Source organism: Azospirillum argentinense, from assembly GCF_000632475.1.
In the GTDB taxonomy this organism is placed as follows: Bacteria; Pseudomonadota; Alphaproteobacteria; order Azospirillales; family Azospirillaceae; genus Azospirillum; species Azospirillum baldaniorum.
The window spans coordinates 467,945-488,762 of record NZ_CP007797.1 but is presented as its reverse complement, the minus strand read 5'-3'; the positions used below and the strand labels follow the sequence as shown (position 1 = coordinate 488,762).

The following is a 20,818-nucleotide window of genomic DNA, read 5'->3' as shown; positions in this document are numbered from 1 at the left end:
CATGAAATGGGGCACTCCGCCCGACCGATGCCCGCCCGACCGATGAAAGCCCGCTTCGCCTTCCTACTCGCCCTGCTGCCGGCCCTGCCGGCGGCGGCGGGCGATCTCGATACCCGGATCGGCGAGAAGCTGTTCCGGCGGATGTGGGTCAGCGCCCCGACGGTGACGCACGCCAACGACGGGCTGGGGCCGCTCTACGACGCCCGCTCCTGCGCCGCCTGCCATCCGGCGGCTCGCCAGGGGCGCCCGCCCGACCCGGACACACCCGACGACCGCGGCGTCGGTTACGCGCTGAAGCTCAGCGGCGACCCCGTCTATGGGCGGCAGATCCAGACCAACGCGGTGCTCGGCTTCGCCATCGAGGGCAAGCCGTCCCTGAGCTACCGCGAGGAGACGGTGCACTTCCCCGACGGCGACACGGCGACGCTGCGCCGGCCGGTGGTGACGGTCACCGACCTCAATTACGGGCCGCTGGCCGAGGCGACGGCGATCTCCGCCCGCATCGCCCCGTCCGTGCGCGGCATGGGCCTGCTGGAGCGCATCCCCGAGGCCGACATCCTGGCCGGTGCCGATCCGGAGGACCGCGACGGCGACGGCATCGCCGGGCGTCCCAACTGGGTGGCGCCGGAGGGCACGCGGCAACTCGGCCGCTTCGGCTGGAAGGCCGTCCACCCGACGCTGCACCGCCAGAATTCCGAGGCCTTCAGCCTCGACATCGGCATGTCCACCCCCGCCTATCCCGAGCCCTGGGGCGACTGCACCCCGGCGCAGACCGAATGCCGGAACGCCCCGCACGGCGACTCCCCGCAGTATGAGGGGCTGGAGATCCCCTCCACGGTGATCGGGCTGATCGACGGCTATCTGCGCACCCTGCCCCCCGACGGCGGGCTGGAGGCGCCGCGCGACACGGCGGGAAGCGCGCTGTTCGCCGCCACCGGCTGCGCGTCCTGCCACCGCCCCTCCTTCACCACGGCGGAGGATGCGGCACACCCCGCGCTGTCGCGCCGGACGATCTTCCCCTACAGCGACCTGCTTCTCCACGACCTGGGCGAGGATCTGGCCGACGGCGTGGCGATGGGCGAGGCGCGGGGCCGCGACTGGCGCACGACGCCGCTGTGGGGGATGAAGCGGTTGGCCGACGCTGACGGCACGCTGGCCCTGCTCCACGACGGGCGGGCGCGCAGCGTGACCGAGGCCATCCTGTGGCACGGCGGCGAGGCGGACAAGGCGCGCGGCGCCTTCATGGCCTTGCCGCGCGGCGACCGGGAAAAGTTGGTGCGTTTCGTTCTGGGGCTCTAAAGTCCACACGGTTTGAATGGCATAGGTGATGAGATGCAACGCCGCCGCATGATCGGCCTGATGTCGGCCGCCGCCCTGTCGATCCTCCTGCCGGGCAAGCTCGCCCTGGCGGCGCGGGAGCCGGCGGGAGACGCCGCCGTGCTGGGCGGTCTGGTCCGAACCCATGCCCTGCCGCGCTTCGACGCGCTGGCCTCCGCCGCCGGCATCTACGCGGAGCGGCTGGCCCAGTTCGCCGCGGCGCCGACCGCGGACGGGCTGGAGAGCTGCCGCGCCGCCCACCGCGCCGTCTACGACGCCTGGGCCGGCGTCCAGCACCTGCGCGCCGGGCCGCTGTCGATGGAGCTGCGGGCCGACCGCATCGCCTTCTGGCCGGAGCGGGCCGGGGTGGTGCAGCGGCAGATCCTTGCCATGCTGAAGGCCCGCGACCCCAAGCTGCTGGAGCCGGGCGGGCTGGCCCGCCAGAGCGCCGCGGTGCAGGGGCTGACCGCGTTGGAGCGGCTGCTGTTCGACGAGGGCGTCACCGCCGCGTCGTTCCAGGGGGATGAGGCCGGGCGCTTCCGCGGCGCGCTGGCCGCCGCGGTGGCGCAGAACGTCCTCGCCATCACCCGCGAGGTCCGCGACGGCTGGAAGGCGCTGGAGGCGCCGCTGACCGCCGGGGAACAAACCGCGCTCGGTCCCGACGCCGGGTCGGCGGTCAACGTCCTGTTCACCGGGGCGCTCACCGCCCTGCAGGTGGTCGCCGACCAGAAGCTGCTGGCGCCGCTCGGCCCCAACGCCGGGGAGGCCAAGCCGGCGGTGGCCGAGGCGCTGCGCAGCGGCCAGTCGGCGCGCAACGTCCGCATCAACCTGGAGGCGCTGCGCGCCCTGCTGTTGGGCGAGGGCGGCGGACCGGGCCTGACCGCGCTGCTGCCCGCCGGCGACGCCGGGGCCCAGGCCCGCCGCGCGCTGGAGGAGGGCTTCACCGCCGCGATCCGCGCCGCCGAAGCGATCCCCGCGCCGATCAACATTGCCGTCGCCGATCCGGCCAAGCGCAAGACCGTGGAGGCCACCCTGCAACGGGCCAAGGACCTGCGCAACCTGCTGACCGGCACCGTCGCGCCGCTGCTGGACATCAGCATCGGCTTCAACGAACTGGATGGAGACTGAGCGATGGACGCGACCCGCCGGGGCACCCTGTTCCTGATTGGCGGCGGCCTGCTTGGAGGCGGTCTGCTCGGCGCCCTCCTGGGGCCGGCGCGGGCGGAGACCGCGGGGGGCACGCTGTTCCTCAACGCCTACGCCACCGCGGCGGCATCGCCGGACTATGGCGTGGCGGCGCTGGACGGGGCGGGCGGGGTGCGCTTCACCACCCCGACGCCGGGCCGCGCCCACGGCATCGTCGTTCACCCGACGCGGGCCGAGGCGGTCGCCTTCGCCCGCCGTCCGGGGCGCTGGTTCATGCCGCTCTCTCTGGCTGATGGGCGTCCAGGGCCGGTGATCCGCGCGCCGGAAGACCGCCGCTTCACCGGCCATGGCGCCTTCTCCACCGACGGGCGGCTGCTCTACGTGGCGGAGGACGACGTGCCGCGCGAAACGGGGTCGATCGGCGTCTACGACGCGATGGACGGCTACCGCCGCGTCGGCGCGATGCCGACCCACGGGCTGGGGCCGCACGAGCTTCTGATGATCGCGGACGGCACGGTCCTGGCGGTCGGCAACGGCGGCGTCATCACCCACCCGGACACCGGGCGGGCCAAGCTGAACCTGGACGAGATGGACTCCTCGATCACCTACGTCGAGGTGGCGAGCGGGAAACTGCTCGATCAGATCCGCTTGCCGGAGGAGCACGCCAACCTCGGCATCCGCCACATCGCCGCCCTGGCCGATGGCGGAATCGCCTTCGGCGCGCAGGACGAGCGGCCCGTCGGCATGCTCCAGCCGCTGACCGGCACGCACCGTCCGGGCGGCGGCGCGGTGCGCCTGTTCGAGACTCCGGACGACGAGCTGTCCCGCTTCGAGGGCTACATCGGCAGCGTCGCCGCCGACAAGGGCAAGGTCGCGGCCAGTTCGCCCAAGGGCGGCATCATCGGGCTGTGGGACGACGCCACCGGCGCGTGGCTGGGGTCGGCGGCGCTGCCCGACGGCTGCGGCATCGCCCCGGACGGCGACGGTTTCCTGGCAAGCAGCGGGCTGGGCAGCCTCCGGACGGTCGGCGCGGCGCCGGACCTGCCGGGCGACAACCTGCGGCTGGCCGACTTCCGCTGGGACAATCATATGACTCGTTTTGCCATATGACGCGCATCGCCACCTGACGCGCCGTCCGTAAGCCCCTCTATGAAAAAGCGCCGGGCGGCGGCTTGGGCGGTGGCCCGCCGCCCGCGGTGCTGGTAGGCTTGGCAACACTGCCGCCAAGACACTGCCGCCGGACGCCATGATCGTCGATGAATATCTGGGGTTTCGCGCCGGGGATGAGGTTCTGGACCTTGCTGAGCTGACCGCCGGAACCGCGCGCATCAAGGAACTTCACCTCGTGCCCAGCGATTGGGCGAACGGGCCGACCGTCATTGCCGTGATGGTCAACGGCGCCGAACGTTACGTCATCCAACTCAAGAAGGTGCACGCCCACGGCGCGGAAGAGCCGGAGGGGCGGGGGCGCCGCGTGGTCCCCCTGCGCCGCAGCCCCCATTGATCCTCTCCCCCGGTCCGGAGGCCCCATCGTGATGCGTGACTTCTGCCGGCCCGGACGGTCGGCGCTGGTGGCGACGGAGGCCGCGGTGGCCACCTCGCACCCGCTGGCCAGCGCGGCGGCCCTGGACATCCTGGCGGCGGGCGGCAACGCCGTGGACGCGGCCATCGCCGCCGTCGCGGTGCAATGCGTGGTCGAGCCGCACATGACCGGTATCGGCGGCGATGCCTTCGCCCTCTACGCCCCGGCGAACGGGCCGGTGGTCGCCCTGAACGGCAGCGGGCGCGCTCCCGCCGCCGCAAGCGTCGAGCGTCTGGCCGGGCTGGGCGTCACCGGCGAGATCCCGCGCCACGGCGCCCACGCGGTCACCGTGCCGGGCGCCGTCGCCGCCTGGACGCGGCTGCACGCCGACTACGGGCGGCTGCCGCTCGACCGGGTCTTCCTCCGCGCCATCCGCTACGCCGAGGAGGGCTACGGCGTCTCCCCGCGGGTGGCCCAGGACTGGGCGGCGGCGGTCCCCCTGCTGGCGGCGGACGAGGGCTGCCGCGCCGTCTTCCTGCCCGGCGGCCGCGCCCCGCGCGCCGGGGAACGCCACGCCCAGCCGCTGCTCGGCCAACGGCTGCGGGACATCGCGGCGCATGGGGCGGCGGCTTTCTACAGCGGGGCCACGGCGGACTCGCTGGTCGGCTTCCTGCGCGCCCGCGGCGGGCTGCACACGCTGGACGACTTCGCGGCGGCGCAGGGCGGGGCGGAGTATGTGACGCCCATCGCCACCGACTACCGCGGCTATGAGATTCTCGAGTGCCCGCCCAACGGCCAGGGCCTCGCCGCATTGATGATCCTGAACGCGCTGGGCGGCTTCGACCTGTCGCCGTCGGTCGGTGACGCCGACCGCCACCATCTGCACGCCGAGGCGACCAAGCTCGCCTACCACCACCGCGACGTCCTGGTGGGGGAGGGCGGCCCAGACGCCGCCGCGGCGCTGCTGTCGGCGGAGGCGACGGCGGCGCTGCGCCGCCGCATCGACCCGGCCCGCGCCCAGGCCCCCACGCTGTGGACGGAGGCGGAGCACAAGGACACGGTCTGCCTCAGCGTGGTCGACCGCGACGGCAACGCCATTTCCTTCATCAACTCGATCTTCCACAGCTTCGGCAGCGTCCAACTCGACCCGGCGACCGGCGTCCTCCTGCACAGCCGCGGCACCTCCTTCCGCCTGACCGAGGGGCACCCCAACGCCCTGGCGCCGCGGCGCCGCCCGCTTCACACCATCATCCCCGGCCTGATCCGCAAGGATGGGCGCGCGGTCTGCCCCTTCGGGGTGATGGGCGGCCATTACCAGGCGGCCGGGCACGGCGCCTTCGTGTCGGCGGTGCTCGACCGCGGGCTGGACGTCCAGGCGGCCATCGACCAGCCGCGCAGCTTCGCCTTCAACGGCGTTCTGGAGATCGAGCCCACCGTGGCGGAGGACACCGCGGCGGAGCTGGCGCACCGCGGCCACACGGTGGTCCGCCGGGACGAGCCGATGGGCGGCGGACAGGCGATCTGGATCGACCACGCGGCCGGTCTGCTGATCGCCGGCTCGGATCACCGCAAGGACGGCTGCGCCCTTGGATTCTGAGGGGGGCGGGCTTGGTGCGCCGCCTCCCTCGCGTCAGGCGCCCACCACCGGCTCCACCGCGGCGGCGATGGACAGCAGGCGGCGGTCGGCCCCGGCCGCACCCACCAGCATCAGGCCGCTGGGCAACTCGCCGGCGCGCTGCATCGGCAGGCTGATGGCGCAGCGGTCCAGGAAGTTGAACAGGGCGCAGTTGCGCAGCAGCAGCAGGTTCAGCCGCGTGAACGCCTCATCCTCGGCGAAGTCGTCGATGCGCGGCGCCAGCAGTGGCACGGTCGGCATCAGCAGCGCGTCGTAGTCCGCCGTGGTCCGGTCGGTGCGGGCGATCAGGTCGGCGCGGCGCTGCGTCACCTCGAGGTAATCGACGGCGCTCATGGTCTGGCCGCGCTCGATGCGGACGCGGACGCGCGGGTCGTAGAGGTCGCCTTTTTCCGCCAGCAACGCGCGGTGCCAGTGGGCCGCCTCCGCCGCGGGCAGCCCGCCCTTGGCGTTGGCCGGGCCGATCTCCGCCAGTTCCGCCATGGGAATCTCGACGATGCGCGCCCCGGCCTCGGACAGGCGGCGGCAGGCGGCGTCGAAGGCGGCGGCCACCGCGTCCTCCATGCCGTCGAGGACCACCGTCTGCGGCACAGCGAAGCGCAGCCCGGCCAGCCCGACCGCCGGCGGCACCCACTCCGTTTCGCCGGCCAGGACGGCGTCGGCGATGGCGCAGCACTCCACCGTGCGGGCGAGCGGCCCGATGGAATCCAGCGACCAGGACAGCGGCAGGGCGCCGCGCAGCGACACCCGGCGTTGAGTCGGCTTGAAGCCGACGATGCCGCACAGCGCCGCCGGGATGCGGACCGAGCCGCCGGTATCGGTGCCCAACGCCAGCGGGACATGGCCCGCCGCCACCGACACCCCGGCGCCTGACGACGAGCCGCCGGGGATGCGCGCGGGATCGGCGGGGTTGCCGGGGGTGCCGTAATGCGGGTTGATGCCGACGCCGGAGAAGGCGAACTCCGTCATGTTGGTCCGCCCCACCACCACCGCCCCGGCGGCGCGCAGCCGGGCCACCGCGTCGGCGTCGCGGCTGGCCGGGGAGGCGCCCTCCAGCGCCCGCGACCCGGCCCGCGTGACGTGCCCGGCCTCGTCGAACAGGTCCTTGACCGAAATCGGCAGGCCGGCCAGCGGGGAGGGGTGCTGCCCGGCCCGGCGCAGCAGGTCCTGGGCGTCCGCAGCCGCGCGGGCTTGCTCGGCGTGCAGGGCGGTGTAGGTCTTGCGCGCCTCCTCGCCCCCGGCCGCGATGGCGGCAAGGGTGGAATCGACGAGCTGGCGGCTGGTGGTGGCGCCGTCGTCGAGCTGGCGGGACAGGGTTGCGATGGTGGGCGTCGTCATGCGGGAACCGACCGGGTTTGAAGGAGGGAAGGGGCGTCATACGACCGGCGCATGAGAGTTCCATGATCGGCCGGCCGTATGACCCTTTCGCACATGGCTGTGCCATGTGCTGTCGGGTTTGAACCGAAGGCGTTTGATGGAGGCCATCAAACGCCTTCGGTATCAGGCGTCGCCGGCCAGGGCGCGCAGCTCGGCCAGCCGGGCGGGGGCCAGCGGGATGCCGTCGCGCAGGGTGCGGGCGCGGCGGGCGTAGCGGCGCTCGCCCGGCATGCGGTCCTGCCCCGCTTCCTTGACGTTCCCGATCAGTCCGGCGACGCGGTCGGCGAAGGCTCCGGTCCCGCCGCGCTCCGGGTCGATGACGATGAAGAGCTGGCCGGTGCAGGGCGTCTCGGCGCCGGGATGGGCCGACCAGTCGACCTCGCGCGAGTATTTGCCGCCGGTCAGCGCCGCCGCCAGCACCTCGATCATGAAGGCGATGGAGCCGCCCTTGTGGCCGCCGAAGGGCAGCAGGGCGCCGCCGTCGAGAACGGCCTTGGGGTCGGTGGTCGGCTTGCCGTCGCGGTCCACGCCGGAGCCGGCGGGAATGGCGTGCCCCTCGCGCGCCGCGATGCGCACGTCGCCGTTGGCCATGGAGCTGGCCGCTTGGTCGAAGACCATCGGGTCGCCGCCGGCCACTGGGGTGGCGAAGGCCATCGGGTTGGTGCCGTAGACCGCGGCCTTGCCGCCCGGTGGCACGACGCAGGCGAAGCTGTTGACGAAGGAGAGCGCCACCAGCCCCTCCCGCGCGAAGGGCTCGACGTCCGGCCACAGGGCGCTGAAATGGTGGGAGTTGCGGATCGCCATCACGGCGACGCCATTGTCGCGCACCATCTCCAGGAAACGGTCGCGGGCGGCCAGGAAGGCGGGCTGGGTGAAGCCGTTGGCGGCGTCGACGCGCAGGAAGGCGGGACCGGCCTCCTCCACCGTCGGTTCGGCCCGTCCGTCCACCCAGCCGCTTTTCAGCGAGCCGACATAGCCGGGAATGCGGAACACGCCGTGGCTGGTGGAGCCGTCGCGCTCGCAGGACGCGCAGTTCTCCGCCAGGATCGCCGCCACCCGCTCCGACGTGCCGTGGCGCAGGAAGATGCGCTCCAGCAGCGCCACCAGATCGGCGAAGGGGACCGGCGTTCCGGTTTCCGCGGTCTGGGCGAAGGCCGCGGCGGCGCGGCGGCTGGGGGTCTCGTCACTCATGCTCGTCCCTTCCGGTTCTCATGTTCTTCTTGCGGGTGCCCCGGACTCTTGCCGGTCCGCTGGTCGCCGCGCGCACCATAGCGCGCGGCGGCAGCACGGGTGAAAGGGAATGGCGTCCGCGTGTCCGCGATCGACCCCGCGGGCGCGGGATTGAAGGGTTTCCTTCGTTTGTAATCCTGAATGTGCGTAAATATAACCAACTGACTTTGTTGGCAAATCGGGCAGCGGTGGGGAACCATGTCGTCGCCAAGTCCGTTGTCTGGGAGCCTGCCGGCCGACGGCGCATCCGCCGGTCGCCACGGTGCTCCGGCACGGAGGAGCGGCAAATTGCCGCGGTCATCGCCACGCGGGCGTGAAAGCGCATGGAATCAGCCCTGCCATGCTTCCGGTGGGTGTTGACGGGCCGATGTTGCGGTGCACAATAAACAACGAGCAGGACGAGGCCGTAAGGTGCTTGTCCTGGATCAACGTCACGGGCCTGCCTTCCTGTCAAACAGATGGGAACACGCGGACGCCGGTTGCAGCGGTTGAGTGTTTTGTAGAGGGGCCACGATGCGCGATCATTCCAGCCGTCACGGTGATTCCGGTTTCGATTCCGGAGTTCTCTGGGGAACCTCCATCGCTGGCATCGCGCTGTCCGGCCTCATGGCGTTCACCTGGAACCCCGCGGACGCCTCGTCGTCCGGACCGGCCTCGGCCATCATCGACCGCGGCGCCCACCAACTCGACCACGCCGCCTGCACGGAGGCGCTGTCCACCCTGCTGGCCCGCTTCCGCGACAACCCGGATGTCCTGTGGGTCTGGGTGGAGCAGAGCGTTCCGACGGGCCACGGGCTGGTTGTGCGCACCAAGGCCACGTCGGTGTCGCCCGACGCCCCGCGGCCCTACGCCGTCCGTCCCAACGCAGCCGTGAATCCGGAACAGGCCTGCGGCTTTACCAACAACTCGGTCCATGCGCTGTCGATGGGCGGCGTCGCCCAGCCCTACGAGGTGACCGCTCCCGATCCCTGGAGCGCGGCCGGCGGCCCGTAAGGCGCCGACAATCGTCGCGGGCGGTGTCTGGCCCGGACCTCAGGCCCGGGCGGCCCGCCGGATCTTCTTCTGAACATACATGGCGGCGTCGGCGGCGCGCAGCGCGTGGTCGGGCGTCGTGGTGCCGGGGTCGGCGCTGACCACACCGACGCTCGCCCCCGGATAGTCGAGGGCGCAGCCGCCCAGGCGGTAGACGCCGCGGATCAGCGGCTCCACCCGCTCGCGCAGCGCGTCGGCGGCGTCATCCCCCTCGGCGCCGGGCGTGGCGCCCATGCCGACGATGATGAACTCGTCGCCGCCCAGCCGACCCAGCGTGTCGCCCGCCCGCAGCCCCGCGCCGATGCGCCGCCCCACCTCGGTCAGGAACGCGTCGCCGGCCTCGTGCCCGTGGGTGTCGTTGATGGCCTTGAAGCCATCCAGGTCGATGAAGCCGATCAGCACGCTCTGGCCGGCCCGTTCGGCCATGGCGAATAGCCGGTGCAGTTCGGCGACGACGGCGCGCCGGTTCGGCAGGCCGGTCAGCGCGTCGGTGTAGGAATAGGACTCCAGGGCCGCGTTCAATTCCCGGAACTGGGAGAGGAGCTGTTCGCGCTGGATGTGGAGGGCGATCAGCGAGGCGAACAGGCGCAGCACCTGCTCCCCCTTGGGCGTCAGCGGCTTTTGCTCCGAACTGGCGGCGCAGAGCGTGCCGAACAGGCTGCCGTCGTCGAGATGGACGGGCGTGCTGACATAGGTGCGGATGCCCAGCGCCGCCGCCGCCTCGGAGTCACCCCAGCAACTGGGCACGTCGTCGGTGTAGAGCTTCCCCTCGTCGAGCGCCCGCTTGCACAGCGTGCCCTCCCATGGAACAGCCAGCCCTTCGGGAATGGTCAGGGTCTTGGTGTTGCAGGAGAAGAGAATGCGCTGGATGCCGTGTTCCAGCTCGATCCGGGTGAGGTAGGTGGCCTCCAGCTCCGTCACCAGCTCCAGAAGCGACAGCAGGGGGCGCGTCAGCTCCTCCACCGTCTTCGCCGACGAAAGGGTGTCTGTAAGTTGTGCAAACAGTTCGTCGGCCATGCGTTCAATCACTCTAAAAGCAAGCGCTCAAACCCGCATCGCGTGCAGGAACGCAGTGTCATGTCCATTCACGGGAATTTTATCCAGCGTCATACTAACGAATGGCCTATCGCTTAGGCAACGGTTGAATGATTTCACGCCTATGACGGTGCCGCCGGGTCCTGTGGGCGCCTTGTGCCGAAAAATTCCGCATGGTGGCGTTTGACCGGGCAGGCCGTCGCGGAGTAACCCTTGCCGCGCAACCACCGACACGGGAACCGCAGTTCATGACAGCCCCGCGCGACCGGGTGCTGGACGTCCACGACCGTCCGCCCCCGGCCACCTTTCTCCTGCTCAGCCTCCAGCACCTGTTCGCCATGTTCGGCGCCAACGTGCTGGTGCCGATCCTCACCGGTCTCGACCCATCGGTGGCGCTCGTCACCAGCGGTCTGGGCACCCTGATCTATCTGGTCTTCACCAAGTGGCGGCTGCCCGCCTATCTGGGCTCCTCCTTCGCCTTCATCGGCCCGATCGTCGCCGCCACCCAGATCGGCGGGACCGGCGGCGCGCTGGTCGGGGCCTGCGCGGCGGGGGCCGTCTATGTCGCCGTCGCCCTGCTGATCCGCGCCTTCGGCGTGCGCTGGCTGCTGGCCATTCTGCCGCCCATCGTCGTCGGGCCGGTGATCGTGGTGATCGGCCTCGGCCTCGCCTCGGTCGCTGTGGGCATGGCGCAGAACACCGCGGGCGGCGGCGAATACAGCCTGCCGCACTTCCTGCTGGCGCTGGCGACGCTGGGCAGCATCTTCCTCTACTCCATCGTGCTGCGCGGCTTCTTCACGGTGGTGCCGATCCTGCTGGGCATCCTGACCGGCTACGTCCTGGGCGTGGTCTTCGGCATGGTCGACTTCGGACCGGTCGCCGCGGCACCCTTCCTGCGGATGCCCGACTTCCACCTGCTGTTCTCCGGCATGAAGGAGGGCGTCTCGGCCTTGGCGATGATCCTGCTGGTGGCGCCGGTGGCGCTGGTCACCATCGCCGAGCACATCGGCGGGCAGATCGTGCTGAGCCGCGTCGTCGGCCGCAACTTCATCGCCGATCCGGGCCTGCACCGCTCTGTGTTCGGCGACGGCGTGGCGACCATGGTGGCGGGCGCGCTGGGTGGTCCCCCGGCGACGACCTACGGCGAGAACATCGGCGTGCTGGCGGTGACCCGCGTGTTCAGCGTGTGGGTGATCGGCGGCGCGGCGACGCTCGCCATCATCCTGGGCTTCGTGGGCAAGCTGTCGGCCTTCCTGTCGAGCATTCCCACGGCGGTCATGGGCGGCGTGTCCATCGCCCTGTTCGGCGTCATCGCCTCCTCGGGCATCCGCACGCTGATCGAGGGCAAGGTCGATCTGGGCGACAAGCGCAACCTGCTGATCTCCTCGACCATCCTGGTGATCGGCATCGGCGGGGCGTCGCTGAAGTTCGGCGACGGCGGCTTCGTCGTCTCCTCGATGGCGCTGTCGGCGCTGATGGGCGTCGTCCTGAACGCGGTCCTGCCGGGCCGTGGCACCGGCGGCGACGCCGAGGCCATCCTGTCCTCCGACCACATCTGAGCAACCGGATCGTGGCCGGCCAAGGCGGAGTCCCCCCGGGGGCTCCGCTTTTTTATTCCCCGACCTTTTTACTTCTCTGCTTGGCCCATCAGGATCGCGTCGATCCGCCCGACCAGCTCGTCGATCCGGTAGGGCTTCGCCAGCACCGGGATGCCGGTGGCGCGGGCGATGTCCTCGCTGTAGCCGGTCGCCAGAATGACCGGCAGGCTGGGTCGCCGCTCGCGGGCTTCGCGGGCCAGGTCGATGCCGCTCATCCCGCCGGGCATCACCACGTCACTCAGCAGCACGTCGACCCCGTCGTCCGCCAGGTGGGGCAGCGCCTCCTCGGCGTTCGCGGCGGACAGCACGGCGAACCCGGCGTCCTCCAGCGCGGTGCTGACGGTCATGGCGACGATGGGATCGTCCTCCACCACGAGGACGCGGCCGTGGCGCCGCGCGCCAACCGACGGCGGCACGATGGCGGCGGGAAGGGCGGGCTCCACCGCCGGAGCCACGCCGGAGCGGCGGAGCAGCAGATGCACCGTCGTGCCGTGGTCCGGCGCGCTGTCGATCCAGGCGGTCCCGCCGGCCTGCCGGGCGAGGCCGTAGACCTGGGCCAGCCCCAGCCCCGTCCCCTTGCCGAGGTCCTTCGTCGTGAAGAACGGCTCGAAGGCGCGGGCGGCCACCGCGGCGGGCATGCCGCAGCCGGTGTCCGACACGGACAGGCGCAGGAACTCGCCCTCCACCCCCCGTGGATCGCCGGGCGCAAACACGCTGTTGACCGCCTCCACCGTCAGCTGCCCGCCGGACGGCATGGCGTCGCGCGCGTTGACGGCGAGGTTGATGACCGCCAGCTCGAACTGGGTCGGGTCGACCTCGACGGGCCAGAGATCGTCGCCGAAACGGAGGTCCAGCGCGATGTCGGCGCGCAGCGCCCGTTCCAGCAGGGCCGACATGGCGAGCACCCGGTCGCGCACGCCAATGGATTCCGGGCGCAGGCTGTCGCGCCGGGCGAAGGCCATGAGCTGCTGCACCAGCTTGGCCCCGCGCCCCACCGCCTGCTGCCCGGCGTCGAGCAGGGCATGAACCTGGGGCTCCCCGGTGCGCCGCCCGATCATCGACAGGCAGCCTTCCAGCGCCTGGAGCAGATTGTTGAAGTCGTGGGCCACGCCGCCGGTCAACTGGCCGACCGCCTCCATCTTCTGGGCCTGGCGAAGCTGGTCCTCGGTCTGCCGCAGGGCGGCGTCGGCCTCCTTCTGGGCGGTGATGTCGCGGCCCACGGCGTGGATGAAGCGGTCGTCCGGCACGGCGACCCAGGACAGCCAGAGATAACGCCCGTCCTTGTGGCGGTAGCGGTTCTCGAAGCGCGGCGTGGTGTGCCCGGCGCTCAGCCGCGCCGCTTCGGCCCGTGTGCGCTCCAGATCGTCGGGATGCACGAAGTCGAGGAAGTTGCGTGCCGCCAACTCTTCTTCCGTCCAGCCCAGCAGGCTGGTCCAGGCCGGATTGACGGCGTTGATGGTGCCGTCGAAGCGCGCCACCAGCATGACGTCGGTGGACAGGCGCCACATGCGGTCGCGGTCGGCGGTGCGTTCGGCGACGCGCTGCTCCAGCGTGGCGTTCAGGTCGCGCAGCGCGTCCTCGGCCCGCTTGGCCTCGGTGACGTCGCTGCCTTCGCAGAAGATCCCGGTCACCCGCCCGACGGCATCCTTGATCGGCTGGTAGATGAAGGTGATGAAGCGTTCCTCCACCGGCGCGCCGGGGTGGCGGGCGACGCGCACCGGCAGGGCGTGCCCGACGAAGGGCTTCCCGCCATCGTACACGCGGCCCAGCAGCTCGAAGAAGCCCTGCCCGGCAACCTCCGGCATCGCCTCGTGCACCGGCTTGCCGATCAGGGGACGGTCGCCGACCAGTTGCCGGTAGGAGTCGTTGGCCAGTTCGAACACGTGGTCCGGGCCGCGCAGCACGCACATGAAGTTGGGCGACTGCCGGAAGAGGTTGCGCATCTGCTCCCCCTCCGCGGCCAGCCGGGCGTTGGCGCGGTGCAGCGACTCCTCCGCCTGGGCGCGCTCCAGCGCCGACCATGTGCGCTCCGCCACCTCCTCCACCAGACGGACCTCGTCCGGGTGCCAGCGCCGGGGCTTCCGGTCATGGACGTAGAGGGCGGCGACCATCCGCCCATTCTTCACCAGGCTGGTGGTGATAGCAGAGGCGATGTTCAGCCCAGCGAAGGCGGCCTGCCGGTCGGGTGCGGCGAAGCGCGGGTCCGCAGTGGCGTCGTGGATGGTCAGTGTTCCGCCGCTGCGCAGCGTGTCCAGAAGCTCCGGCCCGAAGCTCAGCAGGTCATGGGTGCCGGCCTGATGGTCGACGCTGCCGTCGGTCCAGTTCCGCTCCGTCGTGAAGAAGCGGGCGGTTTCGTCGACCACACCGTAACCGACGCGGCTGACCCCCAGGTGACGGCCCAGCGCCTCCTCCGCCGCCGCGGCCACGGCGAACGGGTTGGAGAGCTGGCGCAGCCGGGCCTCCAGCTTCAGATGGAAGTCGGTGCGCCGGGCGGCGAGCACCTGCGAAGTCGTCTCGATGGCGGCGCAGAACATGCCGGGGATGCGCCCATCCTCGCCCCGCACCGGCGTGTAGGAGAAGGTGAACCAGGCGTCCTCGCGGAAGCCCCGGCGCTCCATCGGGATCAGCAGATCCTCGTACCAGGACGCCTCGCCGGACAGCGTGCGGTCGACCAGCGGCTTGATCTGGGGCCAGATGTCCCACCACACCTCGGCGAAGGGACGGCCGAGCGCCTCCGGATGCTTGGCTCCGAAGATCGGCACGTAGCCGTCGTTGTAGAGGAAGGACAGCTCCGGCCCCCAGGCCACGAACATGGCCTGCCGGGAGGACAGGACGACGCTGACGATGGTGCGCAGGCTCTGCGGCCAGCCCTCCGGCGGCCCGAGCGCCGTGGACGCCCAGTCGTGGGAGCGCATCCGCTCTCCCATCTCGCCCCCGCCGGACAGGAAATCCAGGTCGTCCCCAATCACCGGGCGGCCAATCACCGGCAGGTCCGTCATGCGCCGGCTCCGTGGATTTTGCACGGAATAAGGGTTTGAATTTCAAGGATGCTATCGTCGGTCGTGGCTTTCATCGAGCTTTCGGGCCGAGGCGAGGTTGCGTCTGGTGTCTTAACACACAACGCCCGGAAAGATAGCTCGTCGAAGGGCGGTTTTCCCTAACCGTTCCGGCTGATGCGGCCTCCGCGCCACGGTGCGGAGGCCGTCATCTACTCCGCCGCGAAGCCCTGCGCCTGGAGTTGCCACAGGGAGTTGAACAGTCCGCCGCGCCGCCGCAACTCCGTGGGATGGCCGTCCTCGGCGATGCGGCCGTCGACCAGGACCAGCACGCGGTCGAAGGCCGACACGGTGGACAGCCGGTGCGCCACCGCGACCACCGTCCGCCCCTCGGCCAGATCGGCCAGCGCCGCCTGGATCTCCTGCTCCGACTGGGTGTCGAGGGCGGAGGTCGCCTCGTCGAGGATCAGGATCGGCGCGTTCTTCAGGAAGGCGCGGGCGATGCCCAGCCGCTGCCGCTGCCCGCCCGACAGCCGCACGCCGCGCTCGCCGACCAGCGTACCGTAGCCCTCCGGCAGCTGCCGGATGAAGCCGTCGCAGAAGGCGTGGCGGGCGGCCTCGAACACCTCCTCGTCGCTGGCGTCGGGGCGGCCGTAGCGGATGTTCTCCAGGATCGGGCGGTGGAACAGCGCGATGTCCTGGGGCACCACGGCGATCTTGGCCCGCAGGTCGTCCTGGGCGAGCGCGGTCAGCGGCTGGCCGTCGATGAGAATGTCGCCGCGCTGCACGTCGTCCAGCCGCTGGATCAGGCTGATGATGGTGGACTTGCCGGCCCCCGACGGCCCGACCAGTCCGACCTTCTGCCCGGCCGGGATGGTCAGGCTGAAGTCCTCCAGCACCTTGCGCCCTTCGGGATAGCGGTAGGAGACCCGCTCGAAGGCGATGGCACCGCCGCCGGGCGTGGCGGGCTCGGCCGGCACGGGGTCGAGCACGTCGTGCGGGCGGGCGATCACCCGCAGGCTCTCGTCGATGGCGCTGACCTGCTGGGTGGCGGTGACCAGCGCGAAGGCGAGGTCGCGGGAGCCGTGCAGGATGCGGAAGGTGAGCGCGCTGACGATCACAACGTCGCCGGTGGTGATCGTGCCGTCCCGCCACAGCAGCAGCGCCCACAGCAGCATCGACCCGGCCATCACCCACAGGCAGACGTCATGGACGACGCGGGTCTTCTCCAGATGCATCCAACTGCGGCGGTGCGCCCCGGCCTCGACCGTGAAGGCCTGCCGCAGGCGCTCGCGCTCCCGCCCGCGGGCGGAGAAGGCCTTCACCGTCCAGACGTTGGACACCACGTCGACCAGCTCGCCGTTGGTGCGGGCGGACTGCTCGGCGAAGGCGTGGTGCACCGTCCGCCCGCGCAGCCCCAGCCCGACGATGGCGACCGCGACCACCACGGCGAACATCACCAGCGCCGCCGCCATGCCCCAGTGGATGGTCAGCAGCACCAGCACCGCCCCCAGGAAGTCGGTGACCGGCGGGACGATGCTCCAGGTCAGGGTGCGGAAGATGGTGGTGGCGGCGTTTTCGGTGGCGGCGATGCGGTTGCCGAGCGACCCGGCCAGATGCTCCGAGAAGTAGCGCATCGAATGGCCGGTCAGGTGGCGGAACAGGTCCAGCCGCATGTCCACGCCGGTCGCCAGCACCGTCCGGCAGCCGAGCCATCCACCCAGCCGCCACAGCACGTTCTCCGCCGCGATGAAGCCCAGGAACAGCCCGAGCGGAGTCCAGACGTCCGCCGCCGCCCGGTCGGGGGAGGCCATGGCATCGATCAGCAGCTTCATCCCGTATTGCACGGCGACCGCGCAACCCGCCGCCGCCACGATCACCGAGAACAGCCCGCCGAACGACCAGGGCCGCCGCCGGATGTAGCGCAGCAGGAAGCGGCCGGGACGGTCCGGGATGGTGTCCGTGTTGGAACCGCTCATTGAGCCGCCTGGAGTTCCGGCCGGCCGGATTGCGGCTGGCCGAGCAGCGCGCCGACGCAGGCCTGCGCGCGTTCCAGGGCGGCGGCCAGCGGCTGATACAGGCAACGCCCGCCATCCTCGTCGCACAGGCCGTAGAGGCCGGTCTCGCAATGGCGGTCGTTGGCCCAGCCGGGATAGTCGAGGATCGGGTAGAGGCAGACGCCCTCGACCGGCACATCGGCCTTCAAGGCCGTGATCACCTCCCCCGTCACATAGTCGAGCCAGGGGGCGCGGGCATCGCCCTCGGCGCCGGTCTCGGCCACCAGGACGGGACGGCCGTAGCGCTGGTGCACTTCGGCCAGGATGTCGGCGAAGGGACGGTAGCGCGGGTCGTCGCGTCCGATGGTGCCGCCCTTCAGGAACCATTGGTTGTCGGAGTAGTAGTTGACCCCGATCACGTCCAGATACTCCGGCTTGCCGCCCAGCCCCGGCCAGGCGTAGCCGCCGATCATGTCCCACGCCTCGTACTGGGCCAGCCGGGCCTCCTCCGCGGCCCCGGCGTCACCCTTGCGGTCGGGGCGGGGCAGCACGTTGATGACCGGATCGACCTGGACGATGCGGGCGCGCGGGTCGGCGGCGCGGATCGCGTCGATGGCCGCGATGCTGGCGTGGACGAGCTGGTGCTTGAGTTCGGCCCCGCGGCGCTCGGCCATCGGGTTGAAGCGCTTCATGTCGCCGCCGGCCCAGGCCCAGTAGGAGATTTCATTGACCGGACAATAGGCGGGCGTCTCCACGCCCTCGTCGCGCAGCAGGGCGGCGGCGGCCCCGGCGAAACGGGCGAAGCGCTCCACGAAGGCGGGGCGCCAGATGTCGATGTCATCCGGCCAGCCGTAATGGCAGAGGTCCCAGATCACCTGGACCCCGGCCTCCCGCGCCGCCCGGACCATGGGCAGCAGGCTGGACCAGTCGTAGTGCCCCGGCGTGGTCTCGATGAGGTGCCAGCGCACGCCGTCGCGCACGCTGCGCAGGCTGTGGGCGGCCATGCGTTGGTAGTCCTGCGCGGCCAGCCGGTCGTGGCCGGTCGCCGCGATCAGGTCGAGCCGGCGCCCGTCATGCCGCCGGTGCGTCGAGCATTCGAAGCCGCCGAGGAAGACGCTGTCGAACAGGGTGGGGGTGTGCATGGGGATGCTCTGTGATTTTGGGGCGTTTGGGGTGTGCGGAGTCTTGCCCCCTCCCTAACCCTCCCCCGCTTTGCAGGGGAGGGGATAAGAAAGCGCCCTTCCCCGCTCAGGACGGGGGAAAAGGGTGGGGGCAAGGGTGTGCGCGCTCCTCCTAATCTCCCATCCCCGCGACCCGCACCTCCTGCTCCGCGCCCAGCGAGCCGAAGGCCCGCGCGGCGGCGGAGAGACCGCGGCTCTGCTGCTCCTCCTTCTCCAGGCGGGCGTAGACCGCCAGCGCCTGCGCCACCACCTGGTCCATGTTGTAGTAGCGGTAGGTGCCGAGGCGCCCCAGGAAGATCACGTCCGGAGTGCCGTCGGCCAGCGCCTGGTACTTGCGGAACAGCTCCTGGTTCTCCGGGCGGGGGATCGGGTAGTAGGGATCGCCCTGCGCGGAGGGGTACTCGTAGGTGATGCTGGTCTTCGGGTGGCTTTGCCCGGTCAGGTGCTTGTACTCGGTGACGCGGGTGTAGGGCACCGCCTCTGACGGCTCGTTCACCACGGCGACGGGCTGGAACCACTCCCGGTCGACCGTCTCGTGCCGGAAGGTCAGGGAGCGGTAGGGCAGCTTGCCGAAGCGGTGGCCGAAATACTCGTCGATCGGGCCGGTGAAGACGATGCGGTCATAGGCGATCTCGTCCCGCACGTCGTCGAAATCGGTGTTCAGCATCACCTTGATGTTCGGGTGGTCGAGCATGCTCTCGAACATCCGCGTGTAGCCGTTCAGCGGCATCGCCTGGAAGCTGTCGCCGAAATAGCGGTCGTCGTCGTTGGTCCGCGTCGGCACGCGCGCCGTCACCGCCTTGTCGAGGTCCGACGGGTCGAGGCCCCATTGCTTGCGGGTGTAGCCGCGGAAGAACTTCTCATACAGCTCCCGCCCGACTGCGCCGACCACCACGTCCTCCGACGTGCGGACGTCGGCGACCGGTTCGGCCCGGCTTTTCAGAAACTCCGCCACGCCGGCCTCGTCGAGGTCCAGCCCGTACAGCTGGTTGACCGTCGTCCGGTTGATCGGGATCGGGACGAGCCGCTCGTCCACCCGCGCCAGGACGCGGTGCTCGTAGGGGCGCCACTTGGTGAAGCGCGACAGATAGTCGGCGACCGGCTTGGAGTTGGTGTGGAAGATGTGCGGGCCGTAGCGGTGGATCAGCACGCCGGCGTCGTCGTAGTGATCGTAGGCGTTGCCGCCGATGTGCGGACGCCGGTCGATCAGCAGCACCCGCTTGTTCAGCCCCGCCGCCAGTCGTTCCGCCAACACGCTGCCGGCGAAGCCCGCCCCGACGATCAGATAGTCGAAGCCGGAGCGGCGGCCGGCGGCGCGCCCGTTGACGTGCTTGGCCGGATGAATGGCGGGAGCCGGGCGGTGGGCCGGCGGACCGGCGCGTCCGCGCTGGCGGGCCTGCTCCATCAGCGTTTTCATGCGGCCCTGGGTCTTGTCCCAGGACATGTCGCGCAGGACATGGTCGGCGGTGGCGCGCAGCCGTTCCGGGTCGGCGGCGTCGGCCAGCGCGGCCGCGACGGCGGCGACGAAATCCTCCGGCGCATCGGCGATGCGCACGACGCCGCTGTCGCCATAGCCGCGCACCACGTCGGTGATCGAGGTGGAGACGACCGGGCGCCCGGCGGCCAGATATTCCGGCGTCTTGGTCGGGCTGATGAAGCGGGTGGATTCGTTGCGCGCGAAGGGCATCAGGGCGACGTCCCAGCCCGCCAGATAGTGCGGCAGGTCGTCGTAGCTCTTCGGGCCGAGATAGTGGATGTTCGGACGGTGGGGCAGGTCGGCCGGGTCGATCTTCACCACTGGGCCGACCAGGACGAACTGCCAGTCGGGCCGGGCCGCGGCGGCGGCGTCGAGCAGGGCGATGTCCAGCCGCTCGTCGATGACGCCGTAGAAGCCCAGCCGCGGGTGCGGGATGGCCGCCTGATCGGCGGGCTCCTCGACGATGCCGCGGGCGGCGGCGAAATGGGCGACGTCGACGCTGCTGGGGAAGGCGTGGGCGTTGGGGTGCAGGGTGCGCTTGGCCTCGTAGAGGCTGACGCCGCCGGTGAACACCACGTCGGCCCGCGCCATCAACTGCCGCTCGCGTTCGACCAGCTCCGGCGGAGCGCCGTGGAAGGCCGACAGCTCGTCCATGCAGTCGTAGACCACCAGCGCCCCGCGCAAATGGCCGGACAGGCCGAGGCTCATCGGCGTGTAGTACCAGAGGATCGGGTCGGTCACTCCCTCCTCGGCCAGATAGCGGTCGAGCAGCTGGCGCTGGGCGGTGACGGCCGCCTCTCCGTCCATGCCGGCGGGCAGGCGGGGCACCAGGACGAGGACGCCCTCATCCTCGCGCACGTCCAGCCAGGGCTCGGGCGTGTCGTTGTGGATCGGCTCCTCGACGAACAGCACGCGGTGGTCGCGCGCGAATCGCGACATAAGATGTTGTGGACGCTGATAAACGAAGCTCCAGCGCAGGTGCGAGAAGCAGATCAGGGTTTGCGAGGGCTGGGTGGTGAAATCGGAGTGTGGAGAGTCGGCGGTCGGACGTGTTCTTTTTCGGTTTCTGCCGATTGGGAACTGGTGTTGGCCGGCCCAACTCATGTTTCCATCCTCTCTTCAATGACGTGTCGTCGGGGTGCCGCCGGGGAATTCGCCACGAATACAGTGGATTTTTGCGGCGCAGCGGAATGGCGTCGAAAACCGGAAACCAATAACGTGGTCGGCAGGGGTGGGTTCCGTGACAGAAATGCGCTGCGGAAACGGTTCCCCGATTT

14 protein-coding genes are annotated in these 20,818 nt (G+C 70.9%); 7 read left to right on the top strand and 7 right to left on the bottom strand.

Features of this window, described 5'->3' with window-relative positions:
• Positions 1-42: 42 nt before the first annotated feature.
• The 5 genes from ABAZ39_RS31465 (at position 43) to ABAZ39_RS31445 (ending at position 5,582) form a co-directional block, all read left to right on the top strand.
• Complete coding sequence (locus tag ABAZ39_RS31465; RefSeq protein ID WP_040138243.1) at positions 43-1,299, top strand: di-heme oxidoredictase family protein; 1,257 nt, start codon at positions 43-45, stop codon at positions 1,297-1,299.
• A 33-nt stretch (positions 1,300-1,332) separates the two neighbouring features.
• A complete protein-coding gene (locus tag ABAZ39_RS31460) occupies positions 1,333-2,445 on the top strand; it encodes an imelysin family protein (RefSeq protein ID WP_247874891.1) in 1,113 nt (370 codons plus the stop codon).
• Positions 2,446-2,448: 3 nt separating this feature from the next.
• Positions 2,449-3,573 (top strand): DUF1513 domain-containing protein, encoded by a 1,125-nt coding sequence (locus tag ABAZ39_RS31455; RefSeq protein WP_051658791.1) that lies wholly within the window; start codon positions 2,449-2,451, stop codon positions 3,571-3,573.
• A gap of 136 nt (positions 3,574-3,709) precedes the next feature.
• The gene (locus ABAZ39_RS31450) at positions 3,710-3,967 is read left to right on the top strand and encodes a hypothetical protein (RefSeq protein ID WP_014200053.1); all 258 of its coding nucleotides are present in this window, start codon (positions 3,710-3,712) and stop codon (positions 3,965-3,967) included.
• 31 nt (positions 3,968-3,998) lie between these two features.
• Complete coding sequence (locus tag ABAZ39_RS31445) at positions 3,999-5,582, top strand: gamma-glutamyltransferase family protein (RefSeq protein ID WP_040138242.1); 1,584 nt, start codon at positions 3,999-4,001, stop codon at positions 5,580-5,582.
• Positions 5,583-5,615: 33 nt separating this feature from the next.
• Here the strand turns inward: ABAZ39_RS31445 and ABAZ39_RS31440 are convergent, their stop codons facing one another.
• Positions 5,616-6,956 (bottom strand): amidase, encoded by a 1,341-nt coding sequence (locus tag ABAZ39_RS31440; protein ID WP_040138241.1) that lies wholly within the window; start codon positions 6,954-6,956, stop codon positions 5,616-5,618.
• Between the two features lie 162 nt (positions 6,957-7,118).
• Positions 7,119-8,186 carry an Ldh family oxidoreductase gene (locus ABAZ39_RS31435; RefSeq protein WP_040138240.1) on the bottom strand — a complete coding sequence of 356 codons (1,068 nt, stop codon included), beginning with the start codon at positions 8,184-8,186 and terminating at the stop codon, positions 7,119-7,121.
• 552 nt (positions 8,187-8,738) lie between these two features.
• Between ABAZ39_RS31435 and ABAZ39_RS31430 the strand changes: the two genes are divergently transcribed.
• A complete protein-coding gene (locus ABAZ39_RS31430; RefSeq protein ID WP_040138239.1) occupies positions 8,739-9,218 on the top strand; it encodes a hypothetical protein in 480 nt (159 codons plus the stop codon).
• A gap of 39 nt (positions 9,219-9,257) precedes the next feature.
• On the opposite strand, the gene ABAZ39_RS31425 is transcribed toward ABAZ39_RS31430, so the two are convergent.
• Positions 9,258-10,274, bottom strand: coding sequence for a sensor domain-containing diguanylate cyclase (locus ABAZ39_RS31425; protein WP_040138238.1), 1,017 nt, complete (start codon positions 10,272-10,274; stop codon positions 9,258-9,260).
• Between the two features lie 266 nt (positions 10,275-10,540).
• Here ABAZ39_RS31425 and ABAZ39_RS31420 point away from each other — a divergent pair, with 266 nt between their 5' ends.
• On the top strand, positions 10,541-11,851 hold the full coding sequence (locus ABAZ39_RS31420) for a solute carrier family 23 protein (RefSeq protein WP_040138237.1): 1,311 nt from the start codon (positions 10,541-10,543) through the stop codon (positions 11,849-11,851).
• Positions 11,852-11,919: 68 nt separating this feature from the next.
• Here ABAZ39_RS31420 and ABAZ39_RS31415 read toward each other — a convergent pair whose 3' ends face one another.
• The 4 genes from ABAZ39_RS31415 to glf all read right to left on the bottom strand — a co-directional run bounded on the left by ABAZ39_RS31415 (position 11,920) and on the right by glf (position 20,480).
• A complete protein-coding gene (locus tag ABAZ39_RS31415) occupies positions 11,920-14,889 on the bottom strand; it encodes a PAS domain-containing protein (RefSeq protein ID WP_051658790.1) in 2,970 nt (989 codons plus the stop codon).
• 209 nt (positions 14,890-15,098) lie between these two features.
• Positions 15,099-16,865: an ABC transporter ATP-binding protein gene (locus tag ABAZ39_RS31410; RefSeq protein ID WP_040138236.1), complete on the bottom strand. Its 1,767-nt coding sequence runs from the start codon at positions 16,863-16,865 to the stop codon at positions 15,099-15,101.
• Entirely contained in the window at positions 16,862-18,025 is a 1,164-nt protein-coding gene (locus tag ABAZ39_RS31405) for a glycoside hydrolase family 113 protein (RefSeq protein ID WP_040138235.1), read from the bottom strand. The genes ABAZ39_RS31410 and ABAZ39_RS31405 overlap by 4 nt, the downstream gene beginning before the upstream one ends.
• A gap of 151 nt (positions 18,026-18,176) precedes the next feature.
• The gene (glf, locus tag ABAZ39_RS31400) at positions 18,177-20,480 is read right to left on the bottom strand and encodes a UDP-galactopyranose mutase (RefSeq protein ID WP_040138234.1); all 2,304 of its coding nucleotides are present in this window, start codon (positions 20,478-20,480) and stop codon (positions 18,177-18,179) included.
• Positions 20,481-20,818 lie beyond the last annotated feature (338 nt).